The following is a 9,339-nucleotide window of genomic DNA, read 5'->3' on the forward strand; positions in this document are numbered from 1 at the left end:
CGACCGGTCATGACGTGCCTGCCGGTTCGGGCTATCCGTGGCCGTTCTTGGCCGGCCTACCCAGCACCAGCCGGCGGGTGCCTTTGACACTGGTACTAACCACCTTCTCCAGCGGCCCCTGCCCCACACCGCGGTGCCAGGCCACCGCGAACAACGCCGCGACCGCCAGGTGGACCATGAACCACAGGTAGGGCAACTCGTAGTGGACCTCGAAGGACAGCGCCACCAGGTGAGCGGTGTAGAGAGTCAAGGTCATCACCCCCATCGCCGACAGCGGCAACAGCCATGCCCCGATCTTCGGGCTGATCAGTAGGAAAACGCCCAGCACCGCCAGGCTCACCCCGAGACTGGCCGCGATCGCCACCGGGGTGTTGGTGTGCGGGGTGGCGATCGCCAGCCACCACACGGTCTCGGTGGGCAGCGAGTCCGGACCCCAGACCAGTACGTCATCGAGCTCGTGCTCGCCCATCGAGGAAGCCTCCAGCAACCGCTGGTAGCCGTTGAAGGCATAGAGCAGGACGTAGGAGGTGGTCTGGGCGAAGATCGCCAGTCCCACTCCCACCACGACCAGTCGGGCTTGCACCTCCGTTCTGCGCAGGTTCAACCGCCCCAGTCCCAGTCCGACCAGTAGATAGGTCATGTACGGCAGGGCCGGGTAGGTCCCAGTCAGCAACAACTGGGAGGCCGTGGCACCAGGTTGCGTCAGCAGATCCGTGAACGTGGGGTTGTAGGAGACGAAGGCGGGCAACCCATCTTGGAGTCCCTGCATCAGCATCGGGGAGACCACCCCGAACAGCGCCGCGCAGATGAACAGAACCTTCGGGCCGGCGTGCAGAAACGGAATCGCCAGCAGAAAGAACACCCCGTAGTAGATCAGGATGTTGTAGGCGGGCGGGTCCTCCGACATCAGCGTCCCGATCCCCAACCCCACGATCGCGATCAGCAGCGCGCGCACCACCAGGCCGATCCGGTCAGCGGCCATCGTCCTGCCCTCGTGCGGGTGCCGCCCCCCGGAAGTCAGTGCCAGTCCCACCCCAGCCAGCAGTGCGAACAGGGCCGCCGAGTCCCCTGAGAACAGCCGCCACGACCAGCTCGCCTCCCCGGTCTCCTCGTTCCAGGCCGGTAGCAGGTGAATGGCCATCAACCCGACCAGGGCCAGCCCCCGCGCCGCATCGATCCCCACCAGCCGGTGTGTGGGCCGGACCACCGCGCCCTCAAGGCCGGCCGGCGGAGGCCCTCCCGCTCTTGCTCTCGTACTCACATTTCCCCCTGTTGACCATGACCTCCCGTTGCATCCGGGAACGTCCTGTTCCCAGGGTGGGCGTCCGGCCTGGAGAGCCTGTTGCGCGTTTCTCAAGATCCCATAAAGATCCCCGGGCCGTAGGCAGACCAGGCGGGCCCCACAGGGCCGAAGCACGGTCCGAGGACGAGGCAACACAGCGCAGGATTGTCGAGGCCGCCCCAGGCCCGCAGGGTTCCCGGGGCCCGGCCAGCTCTTCACGTTAATGCCGGGTGCCCCAGCCTCTGGGGAGCAGAGCCGGGGCACCCGATGACCCATCTACGGGCCGATGAGAACTGGGGGTTCTCACTTGCAAAGTGTGCTCCTCGGGGCCCGGGAAATCAGCTCTCCAAGGGCCTGGAAGACCAAGCTTTAGGGAATCTTCACGTCGTCTTGAGAAAAGCTCAACGAGTGCGTTCGAGATCCAAAAGGGAGTGAGAACCGAGCCAGGGCACCGCTGTCCCTCTGGTGCGACTGTGGCCCCGGCACGCATCCCAGACCCGCTCCCCGCGGTGTTCACATCCCCGGGGCAGCGCGCGGACGGAGCACGACGGAACCCGCCGTGCCCATACCGTCTCCCCCTCGGCCGGCCGCTCCTCGTCCTCTGGCAACCCTTGACACAGGTACCCCCGGGGGGTAAACCTGTACCTGTACACATACCCCCTAGGGGTACAAAGTCGGGAGGGATGAGACCATGACGACCACTCAGTTTCAGGTGACCGGGATGACCTGCGGACACTGCGAGATGTCGGTGCGCGAGGAGGTCCAGGAGATCGCGGGCGTGACCGGGGTGGAGGTCAGCCACCAGAGCGGCCAGCTCACCGTCACCAGCGATCAGCCGGTGGACGAGGCAGCGGTCATTGCCGCGGTCGAGGAGGCCGGTTACCAGGCAGCGCGGTCGGCGTGAACGCCGCCGCGCGGCTAGGGGCCTACGCAGCAGGGCTGGCGGTGGTGTTCACTGGGGCCTTCGCGGCGGCCGGAGCCGTAGTGCCAGAGACGACCGTGTCGGCCTGGACGCAGCAGGCGGAAGGAACCGAGATGACCCAGCACACCGACAGCGGCCAGGACCCGGCCGAGACCACCGCCGGAAGCCGGGCGGGACACACCCCTCAGGGCGTGAGCATGGAGCAGAACGGCTACCTCCTCCAGGAGCTCTCCGCGCCCGGGGCTACCGGGGACCCCGGGGAGCTGTCCTTGACCATCACCGGCCCCGACGGGGCCCCGGTGACTGAGTTCGAGACCTCTCACGAGAGACAGATGCACCTGATTGTGGTGCGCTCCGATGCCGCCGGGTTCCGCCACGTGCATCCGGTGATGGATGAGGCCGGGCGCTGGTCGCTGCCCTGGCAGTGGGAAGCGGCCGGCACGTACCGGGTCTACGCCGACATCGTGCCGACCGGTGCGGGGCAGAACCTGACCTTGACCTCCACCGTGGACGTGGCCGGGGCTTTCACCCCGGGTACACCGGAGGCGTCCACCACCGATGAGGTCGATGGATATCAGATCTCCGTGGCGGGTGATCTGTCCGTTGGATCCACCGCGGAACTGACCATCAGCGTCACCCGTGACGGACAGCCGGTCACCACCTTGGAGCCCTACCTAGGTGCCTACGGGCACCTGGTCGCGTTGCGCGCCGGGGACCTGGCCTACCTGCACACCCACCCCGAAGGTGCTGAGCCGGTCGCCGGTGAGGTGTCCGGGCCCGACGTCGTGTTCGCCACCACGGCCCCGAGCCCGGGCCGCTACTACCTCTACTTCGATTTCCAGGTCGACGGGCAGGTCCACACCGCCCAATTCGCCCTCGACACCACCGGGGCCGCCGGCACCATGCCCTCGGCCAACACCACAGCCGAGGGCCACGGCGGGCACTGACCCGTTCCCGGCTCACCACTGAGAGCGTCGCGACCGGATCGGTGGCGCCCCTATCAAGAGAAGGAAGCACCGCATGTCTGCATCCTCGGCCCCGCCGCAGGCGCTGGGCACCAACGTCGAGCTCGAGATCGGGGGGATGACCTGCGCCTCGTGCGCCAACCGGATCGAGCGCAAGCTCAACAAGCTCGAGGGCGTGAGCGCCAGCGTCAACTACGCCACGGAAAAGGCCCGCGTCAGCGCCCCGGCCGGGTACGACCCGCAGGATTTGATCGCCGAGGTAGAGAAAACCGGTTACACCGCAGTCCTACCAGCACCCCGGCAGGCCGACCCCGGCGTGGCATCGGCCGAGGAAACGACGGCGGAGGACGCCGAGCTGCGCACCCTGCGGCAGCGTCTAATCGGTGGGGCAGTACTTGCGGTGCCGGTGATTGCGATGGCGATGATTCCCGCCCTGCAGTTCGATTACTGGGGCTTCGCATCCCTCGTGCTCGCCGCACCCGTGGTGGTGTGGGCCGGCTGGCCTTTCCACCGGGCCGCGTGGCTGAACCTGCGCCACGGCACGGCGACGATGGACACCCTGATCTCGATGGGCACCACCGCGGCTCTGTTGTGGTCGATCGTGGCATTGTTCTTCGGCACGGCCGGCCAACCCGGGATGGTGCACCCCTTCGAGCTGACCATCTCCCCCTCCCACGGGTTGGGCAACATCTACCTCGAGGTCGCCGCGGGCGTGATCACCTTCATCCTGCTCGGCCGCTACTTCGAGAAACGCTCCAAGCGCCGGGCCGGGGCGGCCCTGCGCGCCCTGCTGGAGCTCGGCGCGAAGGACGTCGCTGTCCTGCGCGAAGGCCGCGAACAACGCATCCCTATCGAGGACTTGGCCGTGGGGGATAAGTTCATCGTGCGCCCCGGGGAGAAGATCGCCACCGATGGGGTCGTCGTCTCCGGCACCAGTGCCATCGACGCCTCCATGCTCACCGGTGAGTCGGTACCGGTCGAGGTCGCCGCAGGGGACACGGTCACCGGCGCCACCGTCAACGCCGGCGGCCGCCTCACCGTGGCCGCCACGCGGGTCGGTGCCGACACGCAGCTGGCGCAGATGGCCCAGCTGGTCGAGGACGCCCAATCCGGCAAGGCCGAGATCCAGCGTCTGGCCGACCGGGTCTCGGCCGTCTTCGTGCCCATCGCCATCGCGATCGCCGTGGCCACCCTCGGGGCGTGGATCGGGGCCGGGTTCCCCCTCTCGGCAGGATTCACCGCCGCGGTGGCGGTGCTGATCATCGCTTGCCCCTGCGCCCTGGGCCTGGCCACCCCGACCGCGTTGCTGGTCGGCACCGGTCGAGGCGCCCAGATGGGCGTGCTCATCAAAGGACCCGAGGTGCTGGAATCCACCCGGCGGATCAACACGATCGTGCTGGACAAGACCGGCACCGTCACCACCGGCAAGATGACCCTGACCGAGGCGATCCCCGCCCCCGGCGTGGACCGGACCGATCTGCTGCGTCTGGCCGGTGCCTTGGAGGACGCCTCCGAGCACCCCATCGCCCAGGCCATCGCCACCGGTGCCACCGCTGAGGTCGGGGAGCTGCCCACCCCGGAGTCCTTCGAGAACATCGAAGGCCGCGGGGTCCAGGGCGTCGTGGACGGCCACGCCGTGCTGGTGGGGCGTGAGGCCCTGCTGGCCGAGTGGGCCCAGCACCTCGACGACGATCTGCGCCAGGCCAAACAGGCCGCCGAGGCCCAGGGCAAGACCACGGTGGCGATCGGCTGGGACGGGCAAGCGCGCGGCATCCTCGTGGTCGCCGATGAGGTCAAGCCCACCAGCGCCCAAGCCATTGCCCAATTCAAGGAGCTGGGTCTGACCCCGGTGCTGCTCACCGGGGACAACCAGGCCGTGGCCGCCCAGGTCGCCGCAGAGGTCGGCATCGACGAGGTCATCGCCGAGGTGCTCCCCAAAGACAAGGTCGACGTCGTCGCGAAGCTCCAGGGACAGGGCAAGACCGTGGCGATGGTCGGTGACGGCGTCAACGACGCCCCCGCCCTGGCCCAGGCCAATCTCGGCCTGGCCATGGGCACCGGCACCGATGTGGCCATCGAGGCCGCTGACATCACGCTGGTGCGCGGGGACCTGCGGGCCGCTGCGGACGCGATCCGGCTCTCCCGACGCACGCTGAGAACAATCAAGACGAACCTGTTCTGGGCCTTCGCCTACAACACCGCAGCCATCCCACTGGCCGCCTTCGGACTGCTCAACCCCATGCTCGCCGGGGCAGCCATGGCCTTCTCGTCCGTCTTCGTGGTCACCAACAGCCTGCGTCTGCGCTCTTTCACCAGCCAGGCCATCGCCCCCCAGCCGTCATCGGCGACCCCGCGCCTCCGGGCACGGCAGCCGGTCGAGGCCTGAACCACCCCACCGATCGAAAGGAACACCCCGTATGTGCCACCACGACCTCAACCACCACCACGACGAGCACACCCATCACCATGGGCTGGCGAACGACGACCGAACTGGGATCTCCAGCGACGAGATGGCCCAGTGCCCGGTGATGCCCGGCAACCAGGTCGTCAAGGCCAACGCCGAGGCCGCAGGGCTCGTCCGCGACTACCAGGGCCAGCGATACTGGCTCTGCTGCCCCGGTTGCGGCCCGGCCTTCGACGCCGACCCCGCCAAGTACGCGACCGGCTGATCCCACCCAGCACCCCTAGGGCCGGCGGATCCGGGCCAGCTCCACCGCTGACCCGGAGCCGCCGCCCCCATACGACACCCACGGAAAGACGAAAACACCACCATGGACACCACCCCGGTCCCCGAGCCCACCGACACCGAGTGCCACACCACCCACGGCTACATCAGCGACAAGGACCGCTACCTCGCCCGCCTCAAGCGCATCGAGGGCCAAGCCCGAGGCATCCACCGGATGGTCGACGAGGAGCAATACTGCATCGACATCCTCACCCAGATCTCCGCCCTGACCTCCGCATTGCGCAACGTCGGCCTCGGCTTGCTCGACGACCACATGAAGCACTGCGTCCTAGACGCCGCTCAACTCGGCGAGGACGCCGCCGAGGCCAAGCTCAAAGAAGCCTCCGAGGCCATCGCCCGCCTAGTACGCTCCTGACCCAGCGGCAGCTGCGACCTCCGCCGCTATTCGGAACACCAGCTGTAGAACCGGCCCCGTGCGGTGCCGCCCGTCGGCAGGAACCGGAAAAGGGGCGCCGCGGCAGAAGCCGCCACCACCGGCAAACGGCACCTGTTCGGCGTCGACGCCGCCGTGACCCGGCCCCTAGCGGGATGGTCCCGGCCCACATCCTGCCCACATGGGATCCGGTGACCTTCGAACCCACCGCCCAGTGAACCGTCTCCGACGTCGTTCCTCCCGATACCGCCGTCCGGTGCGAATAACCGTCCGGGGTCACACGCTTTTCGGCCAGTGCTCTTCCGGTGACAGACCGCGACAGGACCGCGCTTGAACCACGGACACTTGACGGACGGCCGACGCCCCCAGCACTCCTGCGGGTTGGGTAGGGCGCCTATTCCCGGCGGGCATCTCGTTCTCCCCAATCTGAGCCCGCTTGTTCCGGAACGTGCCCACTGAGACGGAGATGCCGGCAGCACATCGCGCCACGTCCGGCCTTCAGCTGTGCGCCCTGCCAGAGCTTCGCCCGGAGGGGTGGTTCAGCGCATGCGCGACCACAGCCAGGTCAGGATCAGCGCCACCGGCACGACGGCGAGGACGAGCGCCAACCTCAGGTCGACGGCCCCCCTCCAGAAGATATATAGGAGCAACCCCGCCAGCACGCTTCCATACACCACCATCGCTACCGCGAGGCTCGAGTTCCCCATGGACTCTGGGCTCTTGTGTTTCCCCCTCATGCCTCTGACACTACGACCCTCCCCAGGTACACGGCAGATGAGCCAATACATTTCCTGCGTAACCAGGCGGTGCGCCTCAGCCGGTCCCCGTGGACAAAAGGGGAACTGTGCTGTGCCCGCCGGGGCAGTGGTCCTGCTGGGTGGTGTCAGTGGGCCGGTTCAGGACATCGGGGGTCCGGCGACACGAGGGGTCGCGTCGGTATGGTGACTACGGTCCGGCAGGTGAGGTTCACGAAGTCCGTGCCCCGTTGCGATCCGCGCCCGTAGCGCGGTGGCTGTGCGGGGCCTCTGCCGGGGCGGCCCCGGTGATGTGCTCGGCGTGCGAGAGCGCCTCGGCCAGCAGCCGGTTCACGTGGGCATCGGTGGCCCAGTAGTAGGCAAAGGTGCCCTGCCGCCGGCTCTCGACCAGTCCGGCCAGACGCAGCTTGGCCAGGTGCTGGCTCACCGCCGTGGGCGCAGCACCCACCAGTTCGGCCAGGGCGTTCACGCTGGACTCCCCCTGGAACAGCGCCCAGAGGATCTTCACCCGTGTGGCATCGGAGAGCATGCGGAAGGTCTCCGCGGCAATCCGGGCATGCTCGTCATCAGGGGCAGGGTGGACCAGCTCATCGTGCACGGCACCATTCTAGCTACGCCTTTATACCTGCGTATCTACGTAGGTATGCTCCTATGGTGAAACCCGCCCAGCACACCCACGAACACGGCGCCACCTCCGCCTCCAATCCCGATCATGGCCACAGCCACAGCCCCAACCACAACCATGGCCATAGCCATAGCCATAGCCATAGCCATAGCCATAGCCATAGCCATGACGAAGGGCATGACCACCACGGCGGCTGGGCGTGGCTCAAGCACGCCCTGCTCCCGCACAGCCACGACCACACCGAGGCCGTCCGGACCGCCGAGGAGTCCAGTGCCATCGGCATCCGCGCCGCCTGGATCAGCCTGGCCGGCATGGGGACCACGGCACTGCTGCAGATCGTCATCGTCTGGCTCAGCGGGTCGGTCGCCCTGCTCGCCGACACCGTGCACAACCTCGGGCACCTGGCCACCACGATCCCGCTGATCATCGCCTTCCGCCTCGGCCGCCGGGCCCCCACCCGGTGCTACAGCTACGGGTTCCGGCGGGCCGAGGACCTGGTCGGGCTGCTCATCGGGGCGGTGATCGCCGCCTCGGCCGCGCTGATCATCTGGGAGTCGGTGCGGGCGCTGACCACCGCGCAGGACATGACCCATCTGGGGTGGGTCATGGCCGCCGCCCTCGTCGGGGCCGCCGGCAACGAGGTCGTGGCCCGCTATCGCATCCGGGCCGGACGGCGCATCGGCTCAGCGGCCCTGATCGCCGAAGGCCAGCACGCCCGCACCGACGCCCTGACCTCCCTGGCGGTGGTGCTCGGCGTGATCGGCGCCCGGTTCGGGCTCCCGTGGGTGGACCCGGTCATCGGCCTGGTCATCGCCGCGGTGATCATCGCGGTGCTGGTCGGGTCGATGCGCACGGTCGTGCGCCGACTCATGGACGGGGTCGAACCCGGAACCCTGGACCTGATCGAGCACGAGGCCGCCGCCCTGCCGGGAATCAAGGCGGTGGACCAGGCCCGGGCCCGGTGGAGCGGACACCGCCTGGAAGCCGAGGTGATCGTTGCCGTCGAGGGCACCCTCAGCGTCGAAGCCGGCCACCACCTCGCCAGCACCGTGGCCGAACACCTCCGCCACCATGTGCCCCATCTGCAACACGCCACCGTCCGGATCACCCCCGCCCGCACAGCCCCCCCTGCCCAGACGGCCCTCTGAACCATCGGATTCGGGCGATCCAACACATACGGTCACTCCCGGACCCGCCGACACGGCGAGGCCCGTGACATGCCATGGCCCCGGACGACCCAGCCGGCCGATCCTCCGCCCTGGGCCGGCCGCAGTGCGCTGTGGAAAGGAACCCCCAACTACAAGGCCGTCTTCGCAGTCGGCGGCCGATAGCCGCCCATATCTACAGGTGGATCCGGTCGGGCACCTGCGGGTGCCCGTGGGCGATGATCAGATCGTCTGTGCCCTCCGGGAGGGCAGGCTGCTGATTCTCGCTTTGAGATGCGATCTACCGCGATCTGTCCGAACGCTGGTCTTAGGACTGAGCACCTCCAGTCGGCTGGTTGTCGCCCCGCTAGGTCGGGTGGGCGGGGGCGCCGTGCAGCACCGCCCGGCGGGCGGCCTTCACCGCGGTGCCCACGACCTTCTCCAGCGGGCCCTGACCCACCAGGGTCTGCCACACCAGGGCGAACAGTGCGGCCACCACCAGGTGCAGGAGGAACCACTGGTAGGG

Annotated in this window: 9 protein-coding genes; 6 read left to right on the plus strand and 3 right to left on the minus strand. The window is 68.3% G+C overall.

Annotated features, from left to right (window positions below):
* Nucleotides 1–31: 31 nt before the first annotated feature.
* Nucleotides 32–1,183 carry a heparan-alpha-glucosaminide N-acetyltransferase domain-containing protein gene (locus GMA12_RS17270; RefSeq protein ID WP_370832035.1) on the minus strand — a complete coding sequence of 384 codons (1,152 nt, stop codon included), beginning with the start codon at nucleotides 1,181–1,183 and terminating at the stop codon, nucleotides 32–34.
* A 790-nt stretch (nucleotides 1,184–1,973) separates the two neighbouring features.
* On the opposite strand from GMA12_RS17270, the gene GMA12_RS17275 reads away from it, so the two are divergent.
* From GMA12_RS17275 to GMA12_RS17295, 5 genes are all read left to right on the plus strand, one after another.
* Entirely contained in the window at nucleotides 1,974–2,186 is a 213-nt protein-coding gene (locus GMA12_RS17275; RefSeq protein WP_156270742.1) for a heavy-metal-associated domain-containing protein, read from the plus strand.
* Nucleotides 2,187–2,317: 131 nt separating this feature from the next.
* Nucleotides 2,318–3,151 (plus strand): DUF8832 domain-containing protein, encoded by an 834-nt coding sequence (locus GMA12_RS17280; protein ID WP_240898940.1) that lies wholly within the window; start codon nucleotides 2,318–2,320, stop codon nucleotides 3,149–3,151.
* Nucleotides 3,152–3,224: 73 nt separating this feature from the next.
* Nucleotides 3,225–5,555, plus strand: a complete 2,331-nt coding sequence (locus GMA12_RS17285; RefSeq protein WP_156270743.1) for a heavy metal translocating P-type ATPase — start codon at nucleotides 3,225–3,227, stop codon at nucleotides 5,553–5,555.
* A gap of 31 nt (nucleotides 5,556–5,586) precedes the next feature.
* Nucleotides 5,587–5,838, plus strand: a complete 252-nt coding sequence (locus GMA12_RS19115; RefSeq protein WP_156270744.1) for a YHS domain-containing protein — start codon at nucleotides 5,587–5,589, stop codon at nucleotides 5,836–5,838.
* 102 nt (nucleotides 5,839–5,940) lie between these two features.
* Entirely contained in the window at nucleotides 5,941–6,270 is a 330-nt protein-coding gene (locus GMA12_RS17295; protein WP_156270745.1) for a metal-sensitive transcriptional regulator, read from the plus strand.
* A 557-nt stretch (nucleotides 6,271–6,827) separates the two neighbouring features.
* Here the strand turns inward: GMA12_RS17295 and GMA12_RS17300 are convergent.
* Both GMA12_RS17300 and GMA12_RS17305 read right to left on the minus strand, forming a co-directional pair.
* The gene (locus GMA12_RS17300; RefSeq protein ID WP_156270746.1) at nucleotides 6,828–6,968 is read right to left on the minus strand and encodes a hypothetical protein; all 141 of its coding nucleotides are present in this window, start codon (nucleotides 6,966–6,968) and stop codon (nucleotides 6,828–6,830) included.
* A gap of 286 nt (nucleotides 6,969–7,254) precedes the next feature.
* A complete protein-coding gene (locus tag GMA12_RS17305; protein WP_162460014.1) occupies nucleotides 7,255–7,641 on the minus strand; it encodes an ArsR/SmtB family transcription factor in 387 nt (128 codons plus the stop codon).
* 56 nt (nucleotides 7,642–7,697) lie between these two features.
* Here GMA12_RS17305 and GMA12_RS17310 point away from each other — a divergent pair, with 56 nt between their 5' ends.
* Nucleotides 7,698–8,816: a cation diffusion facilitator family transporter gene (locus GMA12_RS17310; RefSeq protein WP_370832044.1), complete on the plus strand. Its 1,119-nt coding sequence runs from the start codon at nucleotides 7,698–7,700 to the stop codon at nucleotides 8,814–8,816.
* Nucleotides 8,817–9,339: the final 523 nt, after the last annotated feature.

The sequence above is a fragment of the Kocuria sediminis genome (assembly GCF_009735315.1).
Taxonomy (GTDB): Bacteria; Actinomycetota; Actinomycetes; order Actinomycetales; family Micrococcaceae; genus Kocuria; species Kocuria turfanensis.